This is a genomic window from Streptomyces sp. NPDC053493, from assembly GCF_044544825.1.
Lineage (GTDB): Bacteria > Actinomycetota > Actinomycetes > Streptomycetales > Streptomycetaceae > Streptomyces.
The window spans coordinates 1-23,469 of the sequence record NZ_JBITXS010000015.1 but is presented as its reverse complement, the minus strand read 5'-3'; the positions used below and the strand labels follow the sequence as shown (position 1 = coordinate 23,469).

At 69.1% G+C, this 23,469-nt stretch carries 21 protein-coding genes and 2 pseudogenes; 12 read left to right on the top strand and 11 right to left on the bottom strand.

What is annotated here, in order from left to right; translation table 11 throughout:
• Positions 1 to 51 precede the first annotated feature (51 nt).
• Entirely contained in the window at positions 52 to 321 is a 270-nt protein-coding gene (locus tag ACIGO8_RS30765) for a hypothetical protein (protein ID WP_399737484.1), read from the bottom strand.
• 122 nt (positions 322 to 443) lie between these two features.
• Here ACIGO8_RS30765 and ACIGO8_RS30760 point away from each other — a divergent pair, with 122 nt between their 5' ends.
• The 3 genes from ACIGO8_RS30760 to ACIGO8_RS30750 all read left to right on the top strand — a co-directional run bounded on the left by ACIGO8_RS30760 (position 444) and on the right by ACIGO8_RS30750 (position 3,342).
• Positions 444 to 1,049 carry a DUF6461 domain-containing protein gene (locus ACIGO8_RS30760; RefSeq protein ID WP_399737482.1) on the top strand — a complete coding sequence of 202 codons (606 nt, stop codon included), beginning with the start codon at positions 444 to 446 and terminating at the stop codon, positions 1,047 to 1,049.
• Positions 1,050 to 1,366: 317 nt separating this feature from the next.
• A complete protein-coding gene (locus ACIGO8_RS30755) occupies positions 1,367 to 1,675 on the top strand; it encodes a hypothetical protein (protein WP_399737480.1) in 309 nt (102 codons plus the stop codon).
• Between the two features lie 380 nt (positions 1,676 to 2,055).
• On the top strand, positions 2,056 to 3,342 hold the full coding sequence (locus ACIGO8_RS30750) for a hypothetical protein (protein WP_399737478.1): 1,287 nt from the start codon (positions 2,056 to 2,058) through the stop codon (positions 3,340 to 3,342).
• A 57-nt stretch (positions 3,343 to 3,399) separates the two neighbouring features.
• On the opposite strand, the gene ACIGO8_RS30745 is transcribed toward ACIGO8_RS30750, so the two are convergent.
• A complete protein-coding gene (locus ACIGO8_RS30745) occupies positions 3,400 to 7,353 on the bottom strand; it encodes a hypothetical protein (RefSeq protein WP_399737476.1) in 3,954 nt (1,317 codons plus the stop codon).
• Positions 7,354 to 7,640: 287 nt separating this feature from the next.
• A complete protein-coding gene (locus tag ACIGO8_RS30740) occupies positions 7,641 to 8,357 on the bottom strand; it encodes a DsbA family protein (RefSeq protein ID WP_399737474.1) in 717 nt (238 codons plus the stop codon).
• A gap of 194 nt (positions 8,358 to 8,551) precedes the next feature.
• Between ACIGO8_RS30740 and ACIGO8_RS30735 the strand changes: the two genes are divergently transcribed.
• The 4 genes from ACIGO8_RS30735 to ACIGO8_RS30720 all read left to right on the top strand — a co-directional run bounded on the left by ACIGO8_RS30735 (position 8,552) and on the right by ACIGO8_RS30720 (position 10,638).
• Positions 8,552 to 8,707, top strand: a complete 156-nt coding sequence (locus tag ACIGO8_RS30735) for a hypothetical protein (RefSeq protein ID WP_399737472.1) — start codon at positions 8,552 to 8,554, stop codon at positions 8,705 to 8,707.
• A gap of 59 nt (positions 8,708 to 8,766) precedes the next feature.
• On the top strand, positions 8,767 to 8,970 hold the full coding sequence (locus ACIGO8_RS30730) for a hypothetical protein (RefSeq protein ID WP_399737470.1): 204 nt from the start codon (positions 8,767 to 8,769) through the stop codon (positions 8,968 to 8,970).
• A 497-nt stretch (positions 8,971 to 9,467) separates the two neighbouring features.
• Positions 9,468 to 9,815: a PRC-barrel domain-containing protein gene (locus tag ACIGO8_RS30725; RefSeq protein WP_399737468.1), complete on the top strand. Its 348-nt coding sequence runs from the start codon at positions 9,468 to 9,470 to the stop codon at positions 9,813 to 9,815.
• Positions 9,816 to 10,188: 373 nt separating this feature from the next.
• Positions 10,189 to 10,638 (top strand): SUKH-3 domain-containing protein, encoded by a 450-nt coding sequence (locus ACIGO8_RS30720; protein ID WP_399737465.1) that lies wholly within the window; start codon positions 10,189 to 10,191, stop codon positions 10,636 to 10,638.
• Positions 10,639 to 11,227: 589 nt separating this feature from the next.
• On the opposite strand, the gene ACIGO8_RS30715 is transcribed toward ACIGO8_RS30720, so the two are convergent.
• Together ACIGO8_RS30715 and ACIGO8_RS30710 are read right to left on the bottom strand one after the other, a co-directional pair.
• Complete coding sequence (locus tag ACIGO8_RS30715; protein ID WP_399737607.1) at positions 11,228 to 11,539, bottom strand: nuclear transport factor 2 family protein; 312 nt, start codon at positions 11,537 to 11,539, stop codon at positions 11,228 to 11,230.
• Positions 11,540 to 11,596: 57 nt separating this feature from the next.
• A pseudogene (locus ACIGO8_RS30710) lies at positions 11,597 to 11,775 on the bottom strand (N-acyl homoserine lactonase family protein); the annotation flags it as partial.
• A gap of 790 nt (positions 11,776 to 12,565) precedes the next feature.
• On the opposite strand from ACIGO8_RS30710, the gene ACIGO8_RS30705 reads away from it, so the two are divergent.
• Positions 12,566 to 13,528, top strand: coding sequence for a quinone oxidoreductase family protein (locus ACIGO8_RS30705; protein ID WP_399737463.1), 963 nt, complete (start codon positions 12,566 to 12,568; stop codon positions 13,526 to 13,528).
• A gap of 120 nt (positions 13,529 to 13,648) precedes the next feature.
• Here the strand turns inward: ACIGO8_RS30705 and ACIGO8_RS30700 are convergent, their stop codons facing one another.
• Positions 13,649 to 13,816, bottom strand: a complete 168-nt coding sequence (locus ACIGO8_RS30700) for a hypothetical protein (RefSeq protein ID WP_399737461.1) — start codon at positions 13,814 to 13,816, stop codon at positions 13,649 to 13,651.
• Between the two features lie 343 nt (positions 13,817 to 14,159).
• Between ACIGO8_RS30700 and ACIGO8_RS30695 the strand changes: the two genes are divergently transcribed.
• Positions 14,160 to 14,612, top strand: coding sequence for a GNAT family N-acetyltransferase (locus tag ACIGO8_RS30695; protein ID WP_399737459.1), 453 nt, complete (start codon positions 14,160 to 14,162; stop codon positions 14,610 to 14,612).
• Between the two features lie 27 nt (positions 14,613 to 14,639).
• Here the strand turns inward: ACIGO8_RS30695 and ACIGO8_RS30690 are convergent.
• Positions 14,640 to 15,194: pseudogene (locus ACIGO8_RS30690) on the bottom strand (transposase); the annotation flags it as partial.
• Positions 15,195 to 15,658: 464 nt separating this feature from the next.
• Positions 15,659 to 17,734, bottom strand: a complete 2,076-nt coding sequence (locus tag ACIGO8_RS30685; protein ID WP_399737605.1) for an MMPL family transporter — start codon at positions 17,732 to 17,734, stop codon at positions 15,659 to 15,661.
• A gap of 106 nt (positions 17,735 to 17,840) precedes the next feature.
• Here ACIGO8_RS30685 and ACIGO8_RS30680 point away from each other — a divergent pair, with 106 nt between their 5' ends.
• The gene (locus ACIGO8_RS30680) at positions 17,841 to 18,335 is read left to right on the top strand and encodes a MarR family winged helix-turn-helix transcriptional regulator (RefSeq protein ID WP_399737457.1); all 495 of its coding nucleotides are present in this window, start codon (positions 17,841 to 17,843) and stop codon (positions 18,333 to 18,335) included.
• 168 nt (positions 18,336 to 18,503) lie between these two features.
• Here ACIGO8_RS30680 and ACIGO8_RS30675 read toward each other — a convergent pair whose 3' ends face one another.
• The 3 genes from ACIGO8_RS30675 to ACIGO8_RS30665 are packed head-to-tail and all read right to left on the bottom strand — an operon-like array spanning position 18,504 to position 21,588.
• The gene (locus ACIGO8_RS30675; RefSeq protein ID WP_399737455.1) at positions 18,504 to 18,746 is read right to left on the bottom strand and encodes a hypothetical protein; all 243 of its coding nucleotides are present in this window, start codon (positions 18,744 to 18,746) and stop codon (positions 18,504 to 18,506) included.
• Between the two features lie 26 nt (positions 18,747 to 18,772).
• A complete protein-coding gene (locus tag ACIGO8_RS30670) occupies positions 18,773 to 19,087 on the bottom strand; it encodes a hypothetical protein (RefSeq protein ID WP_399737453.1) in 315 nt (104 codons plus the stop codon).
• Positions 19,078 to 21,588 (bottom strand): Helicase associated domain protein, encoded by a 2,511-nt coding sequence (locus ACIGO8_RS30665; protein WP_399737451.1) that lies wholly within the window; start codon positions 21,586 to 21,588, stop codon positions 19,078 to 19,080. Before ACIGO8_RS30665 ends, ACIGO8_RS30670 begins: the two co-directional genes overlap by 10 nt.
• A 323-nt stretch (positions 21,589 to 21,911) precedes the next feature.
• Here ACIGO8_RS30665 and ACIGO8_RS30660 point away from each other — a divergent pair, with 323 nt between their 5' ends.
• Both ACIGO8_RS30660 and ACIGO8_RS30655 read left to right on the top strand, forming a co-directional pair.
• The gene (locus ACIGO8_RS30660; protein ID WP_399737449.1) at positions 21,912 to 22,349 is read left to right on the top strand and encodes a hypothetical protein; all 438 of its coding nucleotides are present in this window, start codon (positions 21,912 to 21,914) and stop codon (positions 22,347 to 22,349) included.
• 404 nt (positions 22,350 to 22,753) lie between these two features.
• The gene (locus tag ACIGO8_RS30655; protein ID WP_399737447.1) at positions 22,754 to 23,143 is read left to right on the top strand and encodes a hypothetical protein; all 390 of its coding nucleotides are present in this window, start codon (positions 22,754 to 22,756) and stop codon (positions 23,141 to 23,143) included.
• Positions 23,144 to 23,469 lie beyond the last annotated feature (326 nt).

Sequence of the window (23,469 nt, the reverse complement as noted above, 5' to 3'; positions counted from 1 at the left end):
AACGTTCGGCAGTCGCGCCACCACGGGGTGACCAGCAGCAGCCGTAGAAGCTCAGGCAGGCCGATCGCGATCAGGGCCGCCCCGCCTCAGGGCCGCCCCACCTTCGGAATCCGCGTAGAGCACCGGGCGTTCTTCGCCGCCGTCGCCCCAGAAGAAGTACGTGCCCCCAGCGCCATCGCCCGCGAAGCCTTCCAACGTCGCGCCGGATGCCAGGTGGACGTCCTCGACGTGGTCGCCTCGGTCCAGGTCGAAGTCGCCCGGCCATGCCAGGAAGCGGGCGGCGGCATCGTTCCCACGGATGGTGGTGATCAGTGATCCCATGCGTCGCACCGTAGTGGCAAGGACCGACAACTTGCGCCGGCTGGGGCTCAGCGGGAACCTCGCGGGCGTCTCGCTCAAGGGCGATCACTCCACTGTCAGACGCGGGGGCGAGGATGGGCGGCATGACGAAGACAGCAGCGGACTACTCATGGTTCGAGGACGACTTTCCAGACATCGCTGAGGCATATTGCCTCACCCTGGTGCGGGGTCTGTCGCCTGCTGAGCTGATGTCCCGGCTCGAAGGACGCCCGGAGGCACCCCTGCAGGGCATAGCCGCAGTCGTTGACGCCGCCTTCGCCCAGTACGACCTGGAGGAGGGGAACCGGCAGCTTGTCGCCATGACGACTGTGGGCGCGTGGACGCTGCTGATCGAGCCGAACGGCTACCTCGGGGTCACCGAAGAACGAGCGCTGCCGGCCTCCGCGGAGGCGAGCTGGGTCTCCCATTTCGTCAACATCAACGGCGTCGGCACGTTCCTTTGGGCCGAAAACCAGGTCCTGCGCCTGTGCTTCGACCCCATGTTCCCGGAGGACCGCTGGGGCACCACACCCGACGAACTCCTCAGCGTCATGCACCGGATCAGCTTCCACTTCGACGATGACGATCCGGAAACGGATCTGTCCTCACCAGCAGCCTTCGCTCTGGCCGAGCACCTGACCGGCGTCGCCATCACTCCCGCGCTGCTCCAGGCCACGACGTTCACCTGCGCCACACTGAAGATCCGCTGACCGCACCCCCTGAGCCCAGCACGAGGTCGACGAATCTCCGTTGTCAGAGGTCGCCCCTATCGTGCGGGAAACGGTGCTGGAGAGGAGCAGCGATGGGTTTTTCGGGTGAGTTGGTCTTCGGACGCAGTGAGCGTCCGCTCATTGAGGCCCCAGTCTTCAGCGGTGCGCAAGAGGATGACGAGGGTGGCATAGCCGCCTGGTGGCCACGGCCCGGTGGATGGCAGACGTGGCAGTTCCACGGGACCCTTCCCGGCAGGACCGAGGACGTCCTGCGAGCCGTGGTCGAGTGGACAGGGGCTCCGGCCTCCGTGGCATCCGTGCATGACAGCGACGTCGCATTGGTGTGGGGTATGGAACCCGGTGGCGATCGGTGGGACGCGTGGCTGAATCTCCAGATCGCGGCAGAAATCTCGGACCGTCCCCTCTTCGAGCTGGACGCCTGCGTACCCGGCGACGCCCGCCGCGCCCTGGCCTGGGCTCGGTCCGCGGGAGCTGGCGACGACGTGGCCGCGACCACGATCGAGGAGGTCTTGCGGTCTGATGAGACCTTCGTGGAAGAGCTCTTCGCCACCTTGCTGGATCGCTTGGGTTTCCCAGCGGCAGTTGCACCTGAGGCAGAAGGCTGAGCAAGGCCACTTCTGTCTTAACTGGTCATGACCGATCAGTAGGGCCGAAGGGCGCCCCGACCCCGGCGGCGGGGCTACGTAGTGTTCCGTCGCTCGACGAGCGGAGCGAAGCGCACGCGCCACAGCCACAACGCACTGGTGATCTGGCTGATATGCGCGCCGGACGGCGGGAGGGCTCGAGGCGCGTTGTTAGGGTTCGGTCCTGACCGGATCATGGCAGTTGCGAAGGGCGGGGGATCATGCGAGCGCGTGCGGCGGTGGCTGGGGCACTGGTGCTGACGGTGCTGACGGTGCTGACCGGCTGTTCGGGCTCGGCGTCGGACTCCGGCTCGTCCAAGCCCGGTGCGGGCCCGGCCGATCGCTCCGAGCCACTCCTCAAGTTGAGTGTGCCTACCGCCTTCGACGTGGCGGAGGGCTGGGACGAGAAGCTGGGCTGGGTTCCGCCGGCGGTGACGACGCTGCCGGTGACGACCGTGCCGGGCACGGAGACGGTCGCGGTGATGCAGGCGGCGTCCAACGGATACACGATCACCGCGCGGTCGGGCAGCAGCGGCAAGGCCACCTGGAGGTCCGCGCCGTGGAACCCGCCCACGCCCGTCGACGGCGCCCAGGGCGACAGCACGACCGGCGAGACCGCCGAGATCCCCGACGTGATGGGCTTCGAGCAGGACGGCCAGGCGTACGTGGTCGCGTACGCGCACGGCATGCGCGGCAAGGACGATCTCCATGAGGGCGTCGAGGTGGTACGCCTGGCCCTCTACCCGGCGGATGCTTCCGGGTCCGCGGTCAAGCCGGTGCGGGAGATCGACGTGCCCGTCTCCGCCGGTCCCGGCAAGATCCGCGTGCAGGCATCGGGCGGCCGGCTGCTCGTGGCCTGGGGCGAGGCGGGGGCGTTCCCGCGTACCTCGGCCGCGGTGGATGCCGCCACGGGCAAAACCACCGTCTACGAGGACGCCAACAAGCTGCTGCCACAGTGCGAGAAGGCGGCCGCGTGCAACAGCAGCCGCGTCATGGCCGCCACGCCCGATGGGCCGCTGGTCGGCATGGGCGGCGGGGGCTTCGGCATCCCGGGGAAGTGGTTCAGCGACTCCATCAAGCCCAAGCAGGTCAACGCCACCACCGGCATCCTCGACTCCTGGAACGGCACCGTCTACGCCGCCGCCCGCGGGCACGTGCTGGCCGGCTGGGACACCGGCGGCAGGTACGGCCGGGACGACAACGCCGTGTGGTCCGTGCACGATCTGGCCACCGGCACGCTCACCGCCCAGGTCGTCTGCGACTACGACATCCCCGACGAGACCAGCGCCAGCCGCGACTTTTCCATCATCACCTCACCCGACGGACGCTATCTGGCCGCAGGTCCCCTCGCGTTCGACCTGCAGACCAAGCGAGGCATCTGCCTCCAGGGCGACGGCAACCGCAAGACCATCGTCGTGGCCTCCATCCGCGACGACGGCACCGCCTACGGCGCGGTCCGCGACGACTCGATCGGCAGCGACACCCAACCCGTCCCCGCCCAGCTCAACCTCCGGACAGTCACCGGCGACCCGAAGGTCCTCAGTGTCGGCACAGAGGTCCCCTACCTGACGCTGCCGGACAACTCCGGCCTCTTCATCACCCGCAACACGGACAGGGACATCGTCGTCTCCCTGCGGCCCGGCCACTGACCAGGGCCGGACCGCGTCGGCGGTCCGGCCCTCGTCACCCACGGGCAGCGGCTGGGATCAGCTGCTGAACCAGCCGTTCAGGTCGGCGATGACCTGCACGTTCCCCGAGTGGTTGGTGAACGTGATGCGCCCGTCCACCACCGGCACGACCACCAGGTTGGAGATCGTCCTGCCCGCCGTGTAGTTGAGGTTCGACACCGCCGGACGCGGCCGGCCGTGCGGGTGCACGGTCAGGAAGCTGCCGGCGGTCGGGGCGGCGACGGTCACGTTCAGGACGACCGCCGTGACGCCCTCGGCCGGGACCCCGGCCACGCCGGAGACCCGCATGCTCACCACGCCGCCGGGGCCGACGACCCCGGCCCGCGCGCCGAGACCGCTGCGGGTGTCCAGGAGCCGCACGGGCTCCGCGGCGGTGAACGACGCGCCCGTGGCGGAGAAGTAGCCCGTCACGTCGGCGAGCAGATCGACCGAGCCCGCGCTGTTGCGCAGCACCACCGAGCCGTTCACCACCGGCACGACCACCAGGTTGGGGAGGGTCTCCCCGGCCGAATAGTTGATGTTCGAGGCGGTCGGGACGGACTGGCCGTCCGGGTAGACCGTCACGAAGCCGTACGAGGCCGGGGCGACCGCGGTGACGTTCATGACGACCGCCGTGACACCCGTCGACGGGATGCCCTTGACGCCCGCGACCTTGAGCTTCACCGAGCCGCCCGCACCGACCCGGGCCTTGGGCGCGCCCGTGCCGTAGCGGGTGTCGAGGAAGCGGGTCGGGTCGATCGACGTCAGCGAGGAGCCCGTGCCCTGCGCCGACGTGTAGTAGCCCGCCACGTCGGCGACGATGTCGAGCGCGCCGCCGGTGTTGCGCAGGTTCACGGTGCCGTTGGTGACGGCGACCGTCACCAGGTTGGAGAGCGTGCGGTTCGCCGTGTAGTTGAGGCTGGACGCCGACGGGACCGGACGGCCGTCCGGGTAGACGGTGAGGAAGCCGTTCGTGCCCGGGGCGACCGCGGTGACGTTCATGACGACCGCCGTGACACCCGTCGCCGGAACGCCGTTCACGCCCGCGACCTTGAGCTTCACGGTGCCGCCCGCGCCGACCTTCGCCTTGGGCGCGCCCGTGCCGTACCGCGTGTCCAGGAACCGCTTCGGCGCGACGGGGACGAAACGGCCGGGCGTGGTCGCCTGGGCCTCCGTCACGGTGAACGCGTTCGGCAGGTAGCCGGGGGAACGGGTGCCGGAGGTGTAGCCGCCGTCGCCGACGAGGAGGTCGTAGCGGCCGGGGGGCAGGTCACGGGTGCCCAGCAGGACCTTCATCGAGGTGCCGTCCGGGGCGACGGAGACGACCTGGTTCTGCCAGGTCTCGCCGCTCGTGGAGTCGTTGCGGAGCTTGACCGGCGTGCCGAGGGTCAGGCCGGAGCCGCGCAGCTCCACCGGGTGCGAGGTCCCGGCGGGGCCGGTCGTGCTGCTCAGCCAGGACACGTCGGCCTGGGCGGGGTAGCCGCCGCAGCCCAGGCGGCAGACGCCCTGCATCGTGAACTCGTACGGCGTCGGCGCCTTGCCCGGCGTCACCACGAGCGCGTACTGCCCGGTGGGCGCGGAGCCCGTGGTCAGGCAGTCGAAGCGGAAGCCGCTGCCGTTGCACTGGTACGAATAGTCCGTCGTCGCGCCGAAGGCGTTGCCCGCCAGCAGGCTGACGGTCGGGGACTCCCCGTTCGTCGTGCTGTCCACGCCGTACACGGCGAAGTTCAGGCTCGGCTTGAGGTCGAGCACCGCGCAGTACGCCGTGGACGTCTCGGTCAGGACCGCGCTCCGCGGGGCGAAGCCGGCCGCCGACACCTTGTTCGCCGTGCACTCCGGGGCCCAGCCGGCCGCCGTGGCGATCCGCCAGGTGTCCACCGACGAGGCGATCGGCGTCTCGCCGTAGCCGGAGGCGATGACGTACACCACGTACGAGGTGGAGCCGCTGACCCGGCAGGTGCCGGCGGTGCCGTACGTGCGGCACTTGATCGTGCCGGTGGCGTCGACGACGCCCAGGACCGCGCCGGTCCTGTAGGCCGCGCCGGGCGTCCGCACGGACAGCCACAGCTTGTCCGTGGCCGCCGCCGTCACCCGCAGGCAGGTGCTGTCGAGGTCCCCGCGGAAGGTGTACGGGGTGGAGGGCCCGCCGACGGCCAGCGACTTCGGCGCCGCGCACGGGGCCGTCGCCGAGATGTCACGCCGGACCAGCTTGTACGTGTCGGCGACGCGGCCGCTGTTCGTCAGGAGCGCCGTGTACGGGGCGCCCGCCGTGAACCGGCAGGTCGTCGTCGAGCCGCCGAGGGTGCTGCACACCTCGTTGCCGGCGGCGTCGTGGATCCGCAGCCAGGCGTTCACCTGGTTGGTGTTGTTGGTGTAGTCGAGCATCTCGGCCGTCGCATGCGCACCGCCCGCGAGGGACAGGCACGCGGTCTGCCCGCGGTCGAGCGCGACCTCGGCGCCCCACGTGTTGCCGAACGCCGACTGGGCCCACGGCGTGCAGCCCGCGGCCTCGGCCGTGCGCTGGACGGCGACCTTGTAGTCACCGGCGGCCGAAGCGGACAGCACGGCGTGGAACGGGGCGGTGCCGGTCAGCTTGCAGACCCCCGGCGCGTTCTCGTTCGCGCACTGCGAGGCGCCCTTGGCGTCGAAGACCCGGATCGTCGGGTGGGCGGCGCCCTCGCCGGTTGCCTGGTCGAGGAAGTAGAGACCGCGGCCGGAGGCCGTCGGCAGCCCCAGACACAGGGCCTGACCGGCGCCCGTGAAGGTGCCGGTGACCGGGCCGGAGGCGAAGCCGTCGTCCTTGACCGGCGTGCAGCCCTGCGCCTGCGCGGTCGCGAGGAACCAGACGCCGTAGGCGTCGGTGCCGGTGCTGCTGCGGGCGTCGCGGGCCCAGGTGTAGACACCGGCGGTCAGCTGGCACGGCGCGGTCGGCTCCGGAGTGCAGACCGGGGTGCCGGCGGCGTTGTACAGGCGCCCGTCGAGGTCCGGGGCCACGGCGTCGAAGAGGTACGAGCCGTCCGCCGGGGCGTGCAGCGTGCGGCAGCGCTCGGTGCCGGTCGCGTCCGGCACGGTGCCGTACGCCTGCGGCGTGACGACGGGGCAGCCGCCGGGGTTCGAGAGTCGCGCCAGCGTGAGCGTGAGGTCCGCGCTCGCCGCGTCCCGCTCGGCCGCGAGCACGCGGTAGGGCGCGGTGCCGGTCAGCGCGCAGTCCATGTACTGGTTGCCGGAGACGCGCGTCGAGCAGATCTGGGCGCCCTCGGCGTCGTACACCGTGTGCGACACGCGGTAGTCGGTGCCGTACAGGCGCAGCACCTCACCGGTGCCCGTCGGCAGCGCGAAGCAGTTGCCCGTCGACCCGGCCACGAGGCTCGTCGCCAGGGCGGCGGGCCTGCCGAGGGCGGTGTCGGCGTCCGTCACATGGGCGCACGAGACGTCGGACAGGAGCGCCTTGTACGACACGGAGAACCCGCCGCTGCTGCCCCACGAGTCCGACACCTTCAGCGTGTACGCGCCCGCCTGCGTGGTCGGACAGCGGTGCGCGCCGAAGTCGTCGGGCCGGTCGCAGGTGACGGCGGAGCCGTCGGGAGCGGTCAGCGAGACGTTGACGTCGTCGCCCTGGGTGTCCACGGCCTGCGCGAACACGACGTCCTTCGCCCGCGGCACGTCGAGCGTGAAGCTCGTGGTGTGGTTCTCGGGCCAGGCGGAGCAGGTGTGGACCGTGTTCGGCGCGATGGCCCCGGAACACGTGTCCGTGAGGCCGCCCCCGGCGATCTCGCGGGCGGCGAGGAGCCGGGGCTCGGTGGTCTTGGACGCGACGGCCTTCGGCGCCGCGGCCTTGGGTGCGGCCTTCGACGGCGTCGGCGTCGGCGACGCGGCGGCGGACGCGGTGGCGACCGGGCCGAGCACGGACGCGATGACCGCGACGATCAGTGCGAGGAGCGCGAGGACGCGCGGCGGGCCTGCCGGTCTTCTCCCGGCATGGGCGGTTTGCAAGTAGTCCCCCCCAGGGACGGTTCACGAGGGTCGGAAAATGCGAAAGCTGTTCGCAAGCAGGCAGAGTCTATTCCCGGCCCGCGCGGACGAGTTGCCAGGTCCGGAAGCCGTCGCTGACGGCGTACGGGACGAAGCCCAGGCGCGCCGCGACGGCGCCACCCTGGGAGCGCACGGGCGGACACGCACCTGGCGGACTCGGTCACGTAGCGCACTCACAAGGGGACACACCGCTGCGTCGCCGTACCCTTGCGGCGGCTTGCCGGAATGCTGCAGAAGGGGGCCGGATGCTACGACGACTTCCGCTGTGGCCCCAGTGCTCGCTTATAGACCGTGTCCCAGGTGTGCGGGAAGTCGTGAAGGTCCTTCACCATGCGGTAGAAGTACCGCGTGTCGAAGTTGGCGCCGTACAGCCCGCCGTCGATCGTGTGGTCGTTGACGATGACCGTCGGTGTGCCGGGCCCGACCGGGTCGTCGCCGGTGTGCTCGTAGCCCTGCTCGGACGCGGTGACGAAGGAGCGGTACTTCATCGTCTTCACGGCCTGGTCGAAGCCCTTGTCACGCAGTCCAGGCACCTGCTCGGCGAGCTCCAGGAGCCGCTGCGTGGTGAACCCGCCGCTCTCTTCGACCTCGACCTGGTTCTCGAACAGCACCGCGTGGTATTCGACGAACTTTCCCCGGTCCAGAGCAGCCCGCAGCGCGTTCACGGCCCGCTTCGAGCCGTCGCCGCCCAGCCGGCGGTCCTTGAACGACGCAAAGGTGTACTCGGCCTTGATCTCCCCGTCGAGGAGCAGCCGGTTGAGTGCGGCCGCGCCCGTACGCTCGAACTCCTCAACAACGGGGCAGCGCGGGTCCTCGAAGACCTGCACCGTCGAGCGGGCCGCGGGGTTCCCGACCACGATCGTCGTACCGTCCGGCGCCGCCCGCTCGGGCAACTGCTCCGCGGTCGTGTAAGTGATGCCGGCCGACCGGCGCTCGGCCGGCGCCATCGGCGCCGGCCCGGACACAGCCTGACGCTCAGCCTCACATTAGATGACCTAGATCGCGACGGTTACCTCACCCGAGAGGCCATCAGCCCCTCGCACCTCCCCTCCTCTCTGAACTGAGTTAGTTATGGGGCGCTGGAGACGGTTTGTTACGTGCGGCCTCGGTTTTTTGTCCTGATGGGTGGCGGCGGGCCTGCACGCATAGGTTCGTGGTGGTGCCTCGCGCTCTCGGGCTGGAGATCGTGATGGCCGTCTGCCGCAGCATCGAGGTGCACCGAGAGCCGGTGGGCAGGCGGGTCAAGGCGGCGGTGGTGCTCGCCGAGACCCGGGCGGCGACGTCGTCGGCCACCTGGTCTGACCAACAGGCTTAGCCGGCTGCGGTGGCCTCCATGAGACCGGGACACGGCGTGCGCGGTCGTACGATGCCCGCGTGACTGCACGCCGCACCCTCGGCCCCGGGCCCCAGCCTGCGCCGATCAAGGCCGCCCAGGCCGACCTGATCGCCGAACTGCCGGGCCGTCGACTTCCCGACCTTGCCGAGCTGCGCGACAGGGGATTCCTCGGCGCCCGCTCCACCTCGGCACCGGCTGCGCGCCGCACCCTCGGCGACGGGGCGAACACCGCTACGCAGTAGGCCTTAGGGGCGCTGTGCGGACATCTGGCAGCCTACTGCGTCGTCCTGCTGCCCCTTGCGCCTCCATTGCGCCCATGACGCCGGCGGCGACCCGCTGCAAATGCGCCGCCACGGGCGAGAGACGCCTGGCTTTGTCCACGAGAAACGGACAGCAGATATTCACCACTTTGGGAGGCACCTGCTTCCAGCTCCGTTCGATATCGGTATCAGGACTGGTAGGCCCGCATGTTGAAGAGTCACATTTTCCTTAGGAGTCGCGGAAGAGCCGAACGACAGGCCCGCGCCCGGCGGTGGGCGACGAACGCGACCGCCGCTGCGCCCCTTCCCGGGGGCCACTGCGATCCGGACGCCGCGCGGGCCCGCTTCCCCTCTCCAGGAACCGGCCACCTCTAGATTCGACGGAGACTATTTCCTTCGATTGGAGGGCTTGGTGGTGGGCACGCTGCTCAAGCGGGACCTCACAGTCCGCACTGCAGGTATCGACCAAGGAGTCCTGAATGAGTAATGACATGTGGAGCTACGTTCCGACCGCCGGTCACGGCCCGGACGATGACCTCACGGGGTACGAGGTCGCAGCCGCCGACGGGCACATCGGCAAGGTCGACAAGCATTCCAACGAGGTCGCCAACCAGTACATCGTCGTCGACACCGGCGTATGGATCTTCGGCAAGGAAGTTCTGCTGCCCGCCAGCACCGTGACGGCCATCGACAACGAGGAGCGGCGAATCTGGGTCTCGCTTACCAAGGAGCAGATCAAGAACGCGCCGGAGTTCGACAAGGAGAAGCACCTGGGCGACCCCGCCTATCGCGATCAGCTCGGCGGGTACTACAGTTCGGGCCACTGAGCCCATTCAAAGCCTCACCGACTCGGCAGGATGTGGCCATGGGCGGTGTCCAGTCGCACGCGGCGCATCGGTGACTCGGTGGTGCCTCTGCTGTGGGCGATGTCGATGAAGTGCAGGGCCTGGGTGCTATTGCCTCCGCCGTGTCCCGCGTCCGGAGGCGACGACCGCCCGGGGCCTGTGATGCTCCGTCCGCCGCAGAGACCGGTCGCGGGTCACGGGCTGTTCGAATCCCGGGTTCCTCCCGAAGTGGCGAGCAAGTGCTGTCGGCTCGTGGGCTCTGGTCCACTTCTTGTGATCGGACACGCTGTACTCGCTCGGTTCGTCTGGTGAGATGATCGCTTCCTACTTCAAGTTGGCGGGAGCTGGGTCTGTCGTGAGCGAATGGATGCCGGAGGTGCTTGAGGTCCTGGAGTCCTCGGGATGGACGCCTGGCAGGCGCGTCGATACGACTGGCTGGCGGTCCATGTTCGAAAGTGTCGGCATCGTCATGCACGATGCTGCGGAGACGTTCCTCCAAGAGTTCGGCGGGCTGACCGTCAGCGTCGGTGGCCCGGGAATCGACCGCGCCCGCGAGTCATTCGCACTAGACCCGGCGCTGGCGTGGGGAGAGGATGACCGGTTCTCCGAGTGGAGCGCGGAGATGGAGAGAAAGCTCTTCCCCCTCGGTGAGCTCGATCACGGCCGGTTCTTTCTCGGCATCGATGAGCACAGTGAGATCTACCTGGTCGAGGGCTGGGTCGCCAGCTTCGGGGCAATGCCGCACGCCCTTGAGAATCTCATCCTCGGCGTGATGCCCCGAAGGATCGACGAGGGGCAAAGGTAGCCGGATCAAGTTGGGTGACAGGGTCACTTGGCGAGCAGGACGCGCGTGCGGAGGAGCTTGAATCCCGCGCGGCCGAACATCTGTCGCTTCAGCATCTTGATCCGGTTCACGTGTCCTTCAACGACGTCTGAGTTCCACGATGGGAGATGCCGGCGGTGACAGCATCCAGGTCGCGTTCGAGGTGCCGGGCAAATCTCTGAAGGCTCGGCAGATCTGTGGCGGTCGCCGATGCGATCCATTCGGGACGATCGCGTTGGCGCACCGCAGTGACGTGGCGCCGCCGCGGGCCGCGCGGGAGTTGCTGCGGATGCTTCTTGAGCGGTGACGGCTGGGCGGGGCCCGCGTCAGCGCCGTTGAACTTCTGCCTTGTTCGGCGTTTGCCGGTTCGTTGTGGCTGCTCGCGCAGTCCCGCGCCCCTTACGGGGCGCACCGCCTCCGCCGGGCTTCAAGGCACTCGGCGTGCCGCCGCTGCTGCGCGTACGTCCTCCAGCGGGATCTTCGCCTGTTCGCACAGGGTCGCGAGGTCGAAGTAGATGGCCTCGCCCGCCATGAGGCCCTCGCGGAACGGGACGATGTTCGTGAACGGGACCTAGAAGGTGCCGCCGCCGGGCGGTACGCCCAGCCACTCGCCCAGGCTGGTGCCCCGCAGGGTGCCCCAGACGGCGATCACGTCGTTGCCGAAGCCGATGCCCTCGTCCTCGGGGCTGAGGTCCGGGAACGCGGTGAAGTACTGCTGCCGGTAGGCGGCCCGTACCGCGTCGCGGCCCTGGCTGCGCAGGCCGAGGGCCTTGGTCTCCAGAAAGCAGTCCTCGGTGAACGTGCCGAGGATGCCGTCGATGTCCCGCGCCGCCTCCGCCTCGCGGTGCTGCTCGAACAGGCGGCGCATCCGGGTGCTCTCCATACCGTTCTCCCCTCTCGGGGCTGGTCGGGTCCGCTCCTTCGAGCATAGGTCAGAGACCCGGGGCGGCTCCCAGACCGAGGCGTCGTGGGCGAAGAGGACGCGGCGGGGGTCGAAGGCGGCCAGGCGGTCCAGTCAGGGGCGGTACGGGGGCAGGGGTGGCTCCACGCCGTCGAGGGGGCCTCGCGGGCCAGGTGGTCCGAGGCGGAGGGGAAGTCGTGTGCCTGGCCGGCGAGGACCCACCTCGACGGCCTCCAGCTCGCGCAGTACGTCGGAGCCGTCCTCACGGTCGTCATCGGTGAGGATGTGCGCGGCGAAGCCGATGACTGCGCGGGCGATGCCTTCCGCGGTGCACGGCCCGGGCACCGACCGTTGCGCAGGGTGGCCACGAGGACCCGCCCGAACCGCGGGCGGACGATCCGTGGCCGGTGTTTTCCAGCCGCGACTAGGCGCCAGCCGGTACGCGTATGACCGTGGTCAAAGAACATCTCTCGCTCTGGCGCCGCTCGCCGTCCCGCACACCGCACTCGCCGCACCCTCGACGCCCGCCGCAGCCGACGTGCTGACCTTGGCGGCCGTGATGCAGCAGATCCCTGTCGCCGACGAGTGGGCCGGGTACGCGCGGAGGAAGTTCAAGCCCCGGCCGACGGCTGCAGCACCCGTAACGAGGTCTTCCTCGCCGAGGCGCTCGAGTCCCCGCCCCTCGGTGATAGGGCAGGGCATACACGGGCCACTTCCCGGCCGCGCGACGTGCGTGACGGCGCCCTACAGGTCGACGCCTACGGTCACCAGATCGTTGACAAGGGGTGATCCGGCCTAGGGGACCGCCGGTACAGCGGTATCGGTGAGAACGATCGTACTCGCGGCGGGCTTTGCGCTGAGCCGGGACCGCGGGAAGGCCCTGGCTGCCGTCGAGCGGCGTGGGCTGCGGAGTGGTCTGCTTGCCGGGAATCGGATCGCCATCAACGAGGTTGGTGGGGACGAGCCGATCATTGGAGGGGTCATGCGAGCGATTCAGGTGTACTGCAGGTGGCCGAGGTGGACCAGCCGCGGCCGGGTCCGGGCGGGGCCGTCGTGGAGGTCGCCGCATCCGGGGTCAACTTCCTCGGCGTCTACCACCGCGAAGGCCGGTACACCCTCCCGCTGCCCTTCACTCCGGGCGCTGAGGGCGCCGGGACGGTCGTCGAAGTCGGGCCCGGCGTGGCTGACGTCGCAGTCGGGGACCGGGTCGGTTGGGTGGAGATTCCCGGCACGTATGCCGCGCTGGCGGTCGTGGACTCCACCCGACTGGTGCCGCTGCCCGACGACATCGGCTTCGAGACCACCGCCGCCGTGCTACTCCAAGGCATGACCGCGCACTATCTCGTCAAGGACGCCTACCCGGTTCAGGGAGGCGACACGGTGCTCGTGCATGCGGCTGCTGGTGGCATGGGGCTGCTTTTGACCCAGCTCATCACCCATCTCGGCGGCAGGGTGATCGGCACGACGTCGACCACGGCGAAGGCCGAGCTGGCGAAGCGTGCCGGGGCCGCTGAAGTGATCCTTTCCTCCGCCGTCGACGATCTCGCAGCCGAGGTGAGGCGGCTCAACGGCGGTCAGGGACTGCCGGTTGTCTTCGACGGCGTCGGCGCGCACACCTTCGATGCGAGCCTCGCCAGCCTGCGAACCCGCGGCCATCTCGTGCTCTTCGGCGCGGCAAGTGGTGCCGTGCCGCCCTTTGATCCGATTCGGCTCGCCCACGGCGGTTCGCTGACCCTGATCCGGCCCAGCCTCGGGGACTTCATCGCCGACCGGTCCGAACTCCTCCGACGGGCCGCCGATGTGTTCGAGTGGGTGCGCTCCAAGGCGCTTGAGGTCACCGTAACGGGCCACTACGCATTGTCCGAGGCCGCCCAGGCCCACAGCGATCTGGAGGCTCGGCGTACCACAGGCAAGCTGCTTCTCGTACCGGATGCGGCCGCTGTGGGACGCCGCGAAGAGACGCAGAGCTGATCGTGGCTGACGAGGATCTCGGAGCTGGATGACTGTGTTAGACGGCCGTGATCGTTCTCACCGATGGTCGCTGTACCGATGTTCCCCGAGCCCGGATTCCGAAGGCGCCACTTGGCGCGATCATCGGGTGCTCCGCTGGGCGTCGGAGAGGGCGACGGGCATGTCGCCGAGGTGGAGCCGGAAGTCGGCGGGGATCTGGGCGTTGTCGTGGGTCGCTTCCCATGACCGACCGAGGTCGCCGGCGGTGGCGTGTGCCTCGTCCACGATGGCGAGGTCGAAGCCCGCCACGCGCTGGCCGTACAGACGGTCTCCGCCCGCCAGCGCGGCCTCCAGCGGCCCGCGAACCTTCCGCCGGCCCGGCGGGGTCCGCAGGGTCCTCGCGGTCCACTGTGCCAGAACCCGTAACTCGCAAACAAAGGATCTTGGGGAGCGGTCTCGGAGCGTCATCCCAGCGTTCGATTGCGAGGGTCTCATGAGACGGGCGCGCGCCCTGTCAGTCTCCCCAGTACCTGTCCACGAGCCGGGGAGCCCGCGAGGGGCGACCAGGCCGACAGTGATCGATCTTGACGTGCCCGACGTGTGTGATGTCGAGTTGACGGTGAGAAGTGGCACCAGCGCATAGGGGATCGACATGTTCATAGCGGAAGAGGGCGTTTTCGATCCTGTTGAGGTGCTGAAGCTCTACGACTCGGTCGGTTGGGAGGGCTACACCAGCGACGTCGACAAGCTCTGTCGCGGTCTCGTGAACTCTCACCTCGTCATCACGGCACGGGACGGATCGGGATCCCTCCTGGGACTGGCCCGGACCGTCTCCGACGACGAGCACATCTGTTACGTCCAGGACGTCGTGGTCAATCCGGCGAACCACAGGCAGGGGGTTGGCCGGGCACTGGTCGAGCACTTGATGCGGCGCTACTCCCACTGCCGATTCTTCCTCCTGTCCACAGACCACGAGGCGTCACCAGAGGGCAGCCGCAACCACGCGTTCTACCGGAGCCTGGGCTTCCTGTCCTACGAGGAAAAGAAGATGGCAGGCTTCGGACTGCCAAGGAACCGCCCTGACCTGCGCGATACGGCTCCATAGGCAAAAGATCTTGGGAGCTACGGAAGGCTACTGGAGCAGGATCATCTTGCGGAGTAGATCGAATCCGGCTCGGCCGTAGAGCTGTCTCTTGATCTTCTTGATGCGGTTGACGGCGCCCTCGATTCTGCCGGAGCTCCAGTCGAGAGTGAGGCCGGCGGTCACGGCGTCGAGGTCTCGAAGCAGGTGCAGTGCGAAGCCGGTGAGGCCGGGCAGCTGGCTGGCGTCGACGGCGTCGATCCAGGTGGGAAGTGTGGAGCCGAGGCGGCCGGCGAGCATCTCGCCGAAGTCGCGGACGTGTCCGGCTGCCGTGTCCAGTTCGGGGCAGCGGGCCAGGACGTCTTTCAGACCGGCCCGGTCCTCCTCGGTCAGTGCGGCAGGGTGGCGGGTGAGCCAGCCGGTCACCTGCCGTACCGTCGGCGGCCGCGGCGATGTGGCGGACGGAGCCCCGCGCAAGGTAGCGATGTGGGCCCGGACCATTCCGTAGGTGACTGGAGCGTGCTCGGAGACCAGCTGGCCGTGCAGTCGGGTGACGCTGGTACATCCCTCGGCGAAGCGTCGTTCCAGGTAGGGCTTGTTGCGATCTCTCGGTTTGGTGACAGTGGAGTGAGGGACAGCGATGTTTAGAGGTGTTGATGCTGGTCACGGGTTGTTTTCGCGCTGAGAGGTCACTGTCTTAGGGGTGAGAGATCCGCGGGGCATCGTTGTCGTGGAGCGTTATCGCGTGAGGGGTGAGGCTGTCTCAGTTTCGTGAGTTCTGATGCGCTGGCCGGTGGGTGTTGATGTGCTCGGAGGTGTGGATGAGGCGCGCAGCCCGCGGTGGTCAGTGAACTCGAGGCCTACAGCGGCTCTGGCGCCGCCGCCTACACCTGCACCCTCACCAAGAACTGAGACCGGCGGCAAGCCGGTCCGGCACATCCGTCACCGCTGCCACGGCAGGACACCCCATGGCTGTTCCAGGGCCGCGCCTTCACGATCAGGCGCGGCCTTGGGCGCCCGCGGGCCACAACAGCCCGGCAAGCGGCCCCGTCCGGAACCGGGCCCGACGGCTACGGCTTGCGGTGAGGTTCGCCGGCCTCCGGGTCCAGCTGCCGTCCACGGGCCAGACTGCTGGGCCACCAGCTGCGGGGGCCGATGTCGATGACGAGTGCAGGAACGAGGAGGGACCGTACGACGAGGGTGTCGAGGAGGACGCCGAAGGCGACGATGAAGGCGATCTGGACGAGGAAGGCGAGGGGGATGACCATCAGCGCGGCGAAGGTGGCCGCCAAGACCACCCCGGCTGAGGTGATGACCCCGCCGGTCGTCGTCAGTCCGCGCAGTACACCGCGGCGGACGCCATGGATGAGGGACTCCTCGCGGACGCGGGACATGAGGAAGATGTTGTAGTCGACGCCGAGCGCCACTAGGAAGACGAATCCGTAGAGAGGAACGGAGGCGTCGGTGCCGCTGAATCCGAGCAGATGCTCGAATACGAGAGCGGACACGCCCAGAGTTGCGAGGAAGTTCAGGGCGACGGTGGCCACGAGCAGCACCGGCACCAGGATCGAGCGCAGGAGCAGGACGAGGATGAGCAAGATGATGGCGAGGACGACCGGGACGATGACCATGCGGTCGCGAGCCGCGGTCTGCTCGGTGTCGTACTGCTGGGCCGTGTAGCCGCCCACGATCGCCTCCGCGCCCGCAACGGCGTGCAGGCGTTCGCGCAGTTCGGCGACCGTGTTCTTCGCGGCGTCGCTGTCGGCGGCGGCCTCGAGAGTGGCATCTATACGTACCCGGCCGTCGACGGCCGTCGGCTCGCCGCCGCCAGGCGATCCTGCGTCGGTGACCGCTGTTGCGGCGACACCGTTCGCTGCCCGGGCTGCGGTCTGGACCTCGGAGGCCTTCGCGGCGCTCGCGATGATCACCACTGGTTGTCCGGATCCGCCGGGGAAGTGCCGGCCGAGGATTTCCTGTGCGGCGACGGAGGGGGCTTCCTTGACGAAGATCTCCTCCAGCGGCACCCCTTTGGAGGAGAGGCTCGGCGAGAACGCGGCCAGGACGAGGAGGAGTAGCGTCGTGGAGACCCAGATGCGGCGCGGTGCCCGGTCGATGGCGGCCGCGATACGGCGCCACACGGTGTGGCCCTGGACCGTGGCGTCGTCGGCCGTGGGTATTGCGGGCCAGAACGCGGCGCGGCCGAGGAGGACCAGGACTGCGGGCAGGAAGGTGAGGGTGCTCAGGACGGAGGCGGCGATGCCGATCGCGCCGACCGGGCCCAGGGCCCTGTTGTTGGTCAGATCGCTGGCGAGCAGGGCGAGCAGGCCCAGAGCGACGGTCGCGGCGCTGGCGGTGATCGCGCCAGCCGAGCGGCGGACGGCGGCGAGCGCTGCGGCCATCCGGTCTCTCCGCGCTCCGAGTTCCTCCCTGAACCGTGCGGCCAGCAGCAGTGCGTAGTCCGTCGACGCGCCGATGACCAGGATGGACAAGATCCCCTGGACCTGGCCGTCGACCCGCACGAGGCCGCGGTCGGCCAGCACGTAGACGACCGCGCACGCGAGCCCCAGGGCGAACACCGCACTGATGATGATCACAAGAGGAAGCAGCAGGCTGCGGTAGACCAGCAGCAGGATCAGCAGCACCGCTCCGAGTGCGACGCCCAGCAGGAGCCCGTCGATGCCGGAAAAGGCATCCGTGAGATCGGCCTGCGTGGCTGCGGGACCGGCGATCTGCACGCTCAGCCCCGCCACCGAGGCCGTCCTCGAACGCACCTCATTGAGGACGGTCGGCAGCTGTTCGCCAAGGTCGGGGGCCAGTGGGACGACCACCTGCAGGGCCAGGCCGTCCTCAGAGCGGACGGCTGGCGACGGCGGGGCCTGGATGCCGCGCTGCCCGGCCAGGGCCGTGACGGCCCGCGTCACCTCCTGCTGCTGGCCTTCGGTGACCTGTCGGCCGTCCGTGGCCTGCCAGACGATGATCGCGGGCACCGATGCGGACTGTTGGAAGGCCCTGCCTGCCCTGAGGACCTCAGTGGACTCTGCACCCCGCGGCAGGAAGGCCGCCTGGTCGTTCGTTGAGACCTCGCCCAGCTTTCCCGCGTAGGGACCGAGCGTCCCGCCGATCCCCAGCCAGACCACCAGCAGCATCACGGGCACCAGCCAGCGGATCCATCGACTTGCGCCTCTCACGGACACCCCTTTATTCACTCAATAGAAAAGTATCTCAATGATTGAGAGATAATATGCTGTGTGCATGCGCAGCGATGACACCGATCCCACCGTTCTTCCGTCCGACGACCCGATCGGGATGCAGTCCTTCGCCGTGCTCCTACGGGCGATGAACGCGGAGTTCAACCGGATCGCCCAGGAATTCGCCCAGGCGCAGGGCCTGCACCTGACCGACGTCCAAGCTCTGATCGCCATCCTGGACGCCGACCCTGGACACGGCGACGGCCCTATGACCCCCGGGCGGCTGGCCACCCACATGAACCTCACCACCGGTGCGGTGACCGCCTGCCTGGACCGGCTGGAGAAGGCCGGCCACATCCACCGGGTCCGAGCCGCCGACGACCGGCGCGTGGTCAACCTCCACTACGCACCCGCCGGCCGCCAGGCCGCACGCGAGTACTTCCGGCCGCTGGCCCAGTCCACCGATGCCGCACGCGCCCACTTCAGCCCGGACGAGCTGCACACCGTGGTGCGGTTCCTGACCGAGATGAACACCCAGCTCGCCCGCGTACACCGCTGATCACCCACCAGCCACCACCGGTCGGTGCGCGCTCGCCGGGTACGGAAAGAAACCCGGTGTCCACTCCCAGGGATCAACCTCAGGGTCGTTTTTACCCTGGCGTGATGACACGGTCTGAGTTCAAGTCCGCCTACCTGCAGCCGCTGTTCGCGGACGTGGAGAGGGTGCCTACCGGCAGCTGCGGGCACCGCAGCCGTCGAGCAGCCTCGCCGTCGACCCGCCGCACGTCCAGGCCGCCATCGACGGACCGCGCGGGGTGGGCACCATCGCCTCGTACTGGACCGAAGTCCCGCTGCCCGCCACCGGCACGTGGAACGCGCCCGGCAAGGGCGGCGCCCAGGCCGACATCGTCCTGACCGCCCCGCACGACCGGGTGCCGCTGCTGTTCATCGAGGTCGACAACTGCCCCACGAAACCGCGGAGGATATCCGCGTTTGTCATACCGGGTCGCGAGCCCGTTCGACGGTGTTGCGCTTCTTGTACCGCTGTTCATCGAAGCCCGGTGGTCGCCCGCCGCGTGAGCTTTTGCGTAGGCGGGCGGATCGACTGTCGGCCTTCTCTGGTACCGGCACCGTGGTGTCGGTGGCCGGGGCGTGCATGGTGCGCCAGCTGGTGCGCGGCGCGGTGACGGCGTGGCGGAGCTGATCGGCTGCCCAGTCGCCCAGGCGTCGCCACGGGCGCAGTCGCCCGGGCTGGTCGCTGGCCGCGAGCGCGGCGGCCGCGGTGGCGACGACGCCCGCGATCAGGACCATCGCATTCCGATGGCGGAGAGCAGCTCCACCCGTTCCGGCGTCAGTGTCGCGGCCCTGCTGCGTTGGTTGCTGATCCACGCCCCGAGTCGGAGCTCCCGCTCCTTCTGGTCCTCGCCGGCGATCCGTTCGACGTGCTTCCTGGGGACCTGGAGGTGGCCCTCGCGTTCGTAGTATTGGCGGGCGGCCTGGTAGTTCAGTGCCCATTTGTCGGCCTGTGTACGGCGCGGGGGCGGCTTCTCTTCCTCGGTGGCGGGTGTGATGCCGAGGACCTGCTCGCACATCCATTGCTGCACGGTGGTGAGTTTGTCCCAGCCGAGGCGCTGGGCCCGTACCCATCGTCCGAGGTCTTCGCCCTGGTGCATGACCTTGCCGGGCTGGGTCGGCAGCGTGCCGCCGGCCTCATCGAGGTGGAGCCGGACGAGGTGGAAGGCGCGCTGCCACTCCACCGGCCAGGCCGGGCACCAGGAGGGGTCGATGTCCTCCAGCTGCTCGCGCCGCTCCGGCGACAGGGCACCGGCCGACGACTCCACCGGCAGCCCTTCGGCCTGGCGCTGCTCGAGCTCCAGAGCGCGCCGGGCGGCGGCGCGGGCGTTCTTCAGCCAGATGCCCACCCGGTAGCCCTGGTGGGTGGCGTCGAGCGGGGCCAGGAGGTGCCCGTTCACCTCGGCCCACCCGCGCGCGGCCGCGAGTCCTTCCTCCCACGCGACGTCGTAGTGCGACCAGATCATGCCGAGCTTCTCCAGCTGGGCGATGCGGCCGGTGTCCATGTCGCCGCGGGCGTAGAAGCGGCGGTTGTCGGCGATCCACTGCCCGAGGGGGAAGTTTGCGAGCGAGGCCGGCCACCCGATCTCCTCCGCCTCCTGGTCGTCGGCGGCGGGCACGCGGTAGGTGAACGGCACGCGGAGGTCGTCGTGCTCTCGGGCGTAGATGGCGGCGGCCTCCACTCCGCGTCGCCAGTGTTCGTGTTCGGGGTTGAGGACGCGCAGGTTGATGAACGTCGCCAGCTGCGTCGGGTCGCGCGGTGTGGAGAACTTCAGCAGCTGCCGGGCGGGCTTCGACGGGCCGCCGGACTCGTTCCCTTCGCCCCGGCTCTCCAGGTCCCCACTGCGGCTCTGGACGCCTCTGACACGGCTCTGGGCCTGCTGCTCGGCGAGCTGCTCCACGACCCGGGTGTCGTGCGCCCGGAGAGCTTCCAGTAGCTTCGCCAGCCCGCCGTAGGCCCGGCTGGTGAGCATGTTGTCCGGTGTCTCGCCGGGCCCGAGCAGGACCGGCACTACGAGGGAGGCGACCTTGCCTTCGCCGGGGTGCATCCGCAGTGCGCGGCCGACGGCCTGGACGAGGTCGGGCATGGAGCCGCGGACGTCGGCCCAGTAGACGGAGTCGCAGTTCTTGGTGTCGACGCCCTCGCCTAGGACCTTCACCGAGCCCAGGCAGCCTTTTTCCACGACCGTGCCGTCCGTGGCGATGCCGTCGGCGAACTCCCCGAGAACCCGGCGCCGGTGGCCCGGCTTGTGGTCGCCGCAGAGCCAGTCCGCCCAGATCGTGCGCGGGTACAGCTCGGGGTCGGCGGCGTGCAGCTGCGCGGCGACGTCGGGCAGGCCGGCCGCGAACGCCTCGGCCTCTTTTACCACGTGGTGGAAGACGAGCGTGCGGCGGAAGCCTTCCTCGGCCGACGCCTTGAGCAGCGCGGTCTGGAGGGCTGCGAGTCGGGCCCCGCGGACCTCGTCCGAGCGGTTCTCGGCGCCCAGGAGCTGAGCGGCCTGGAGCTGGGTGTCGGTGATGTCCACGCACACCACCTGGTAGGGGGCACAGATTCCCCGGTCGATCGCCTCCGACAGAGTCAGGGTGAACGCCCTGCTGCCGAAGGGGCCCTCGGGGTCGTCTTCCATCGAGGCGACCAGCTCGCCCGGCGCACCCTCGGAGTCCTCGTCCAGCTGCCACAGGCGGGGCGTGGCGGTCATGTAGAGGCGGCGCAGGGCTGGGATGCGGGTGTTGTCGTGGACGACCGCCCACGGCTTTCCGATCCGGCCGGAGGTCCGGTGCGCCTCATCGACCACGATCAGGTCCCAGCCCGGCAGGCCGTCCTGGTGCGCGCGTTCCAGGGTGCCGAGCCCGAGGGAGGCGTACGTGGCGAACACGGTGACCTTGTCGAACGGCCGAACCCAGTTGACCAGCTCTGCCACGTCCGTGGTGTTCGGGAAACCCGCCTCCTCGCCCCGCAGGGACGAGATTCCGATCATCGGGCCCGTTCGGCCTCCTTCCTGCCAGGCGGCCTCGGTCTGTGCGAGCAGGTCCAGCGAGGGCACGAGCACCAGCACACGGCCTGCCTGCAGCTCCTCCGCGCTGCGCACGGCGACCAGGGTTTTGCCCGACCCGGTGGCCATGACCACCTGCGTCCGCAGCCCTTGCTCGGGCACAGTGGATCTTGCAGGCAATTTGAGTGTCCGAAGTGCCGAATCGACGGCCTCCCGCTGGTGCGGGCGGAGGTGTTTCAATGCCATGCCGTTCGGCCTCCTGCTGTCTGTCAGCCTGCGAAGGACATGAGTCGAAGTACCCTTACCACCAGCGGTTTCGCGTACATCTGACGGCACCAAACCACCCACTGGGTGGTGCCGGCCCAGTGAAACGGACGGCCGTAGAATCCGCGGGGCGAAAAATGCCGGCAGTCGGTGTTCATTCCAGACTCTATCAGGGGTAAAAAATGAAGCACTGTGGGTCTGTAAGCGGAGTCATGATATTTTCCCGACGGGGGGCTTCCGCTCTCCGCACACCTGCTGCAGGACAGCGGGCATGCGAGGCTCCGGAAGACAGGCAGACGCCGACTGTGACCGATGACTGGTACGTCCTCATCGAAGAGGACACCCGCACCACCCAGCGTGCCGACGGCACGGACCTCAAGCTGCATCGGTGGATGCTCACCGGCACGCACCGCGTCGGCCCGGACCGGGCGGAGGCGGTCGCGGCCGCCGAGGATGCGGCCCTCAACCATCTGCCAGGCATTCTGGCCCGGCACGCGCGCCCAGGAGACGAACCCGCCCGCCATGTCCTGCTCACTCAAGACGGGGCGTGGATAGTGCTCGTGAAGCAACGTCACCGCGAATGCCACATACGGGTGACCACGGCCCGGCTCGTGCACACGCGAGAAGAGAAGGAAGCACCGTCGAAGAGCCTGAAGGAAAAGCTCCGCAGCGCCATGGAGGGCCCAGTGCCTGCACCGAAGCCCTGGTCCTGGACACCCGAAGGCAAGACCGATCGAATCTGACTGTCCCGCATTTCGTCGGCGTCGGAGCCGTCAGACCCAGCCGCACCCAAGACGCCGGCTCCGACTCCGTTCCACATCTCTTGCGTACCTGGCCTTCGGCTGGAAAACCGTCCGACCGCGCCTATCTGCCCGGCCTCGACCCAAGCTGGCGGCCTCGGTGGTCCGATAGCCGGCTCGATCGTCATCCCTGGTCGCGGTGGATTGTCACTGGTCTCGTGCGTGCTCAGTGAGGAAGAGGTCGACACCGGCCACCCACCCTGCCGGTCCGGCCTACGCCGGGCCCTCACTCAGGAGGCCGTGAGTAGGCGTACTCATGCGCGTGTGTCTGTTCGCGGGCAGGGTGGTGTTGTCGTGACAGGTGTTCATAGGGGAGGGAGTACGCAATGCGTACGAGGAGTGTGTCCATGATCGCGTTGTTGGCTGCCGGCGTGATGGCTGCGGTGGGTGCCGGTCCGGCAGTGGCGGCTGGTGGTCTGCTTCCGCATCCGGGTCCGGACGGTCTGGTGTGGGTGGAGGAGATGGTCGGGGATGGGGGAGTGGCTTCCGGTGGGGCGTGGGATGGCCTGCCGACGGTGCTGACGGTGGCGTGCGAGGGTGACGGCACTGTGCATGTGACGATGGACTCGCAGGGCTATCAGGTCGCCGATTTCACCGTGGACTGTCCCACCGGTACCGCAGGTACGGGTTCGGTGACCATGGAACCGGGCGTCGTACGGCCCGGGTCCTTCAGCATCGGGGTCGACGCCTCCGATGACACCATCCGCTGGGCCCTGACGGTCACCCAGCCCGAATAGCCCCCGCTGGCCTCCCTCACAGCCAGCCCGGCCCGCGCTAGCGGGCCTCAGGGGACTGAAGGCGAAGCCGGAAGGCCCGTCAGGGCGAGGGAGCGCAGCGGACTCGCCCAGGCCCAGCTGGAGCGAAGCGGAAGCAGGGCCTGCGAGGCGCAACTGAGCCGCTCCGGGAGCGCAGCGGACGGAGCGTCACCCGGCCTGCTGCGCAGGCCGGGTGAGCTGCAGGCGCAGCCTGCAGCTCCGCTCCCGCGGAGCGGGAGCGCAACCACCGCGCGCAGCGCGGTGGTTCGCTTGCACATCGCGCAGCGATGTGGTACCCGCTCCGCGGG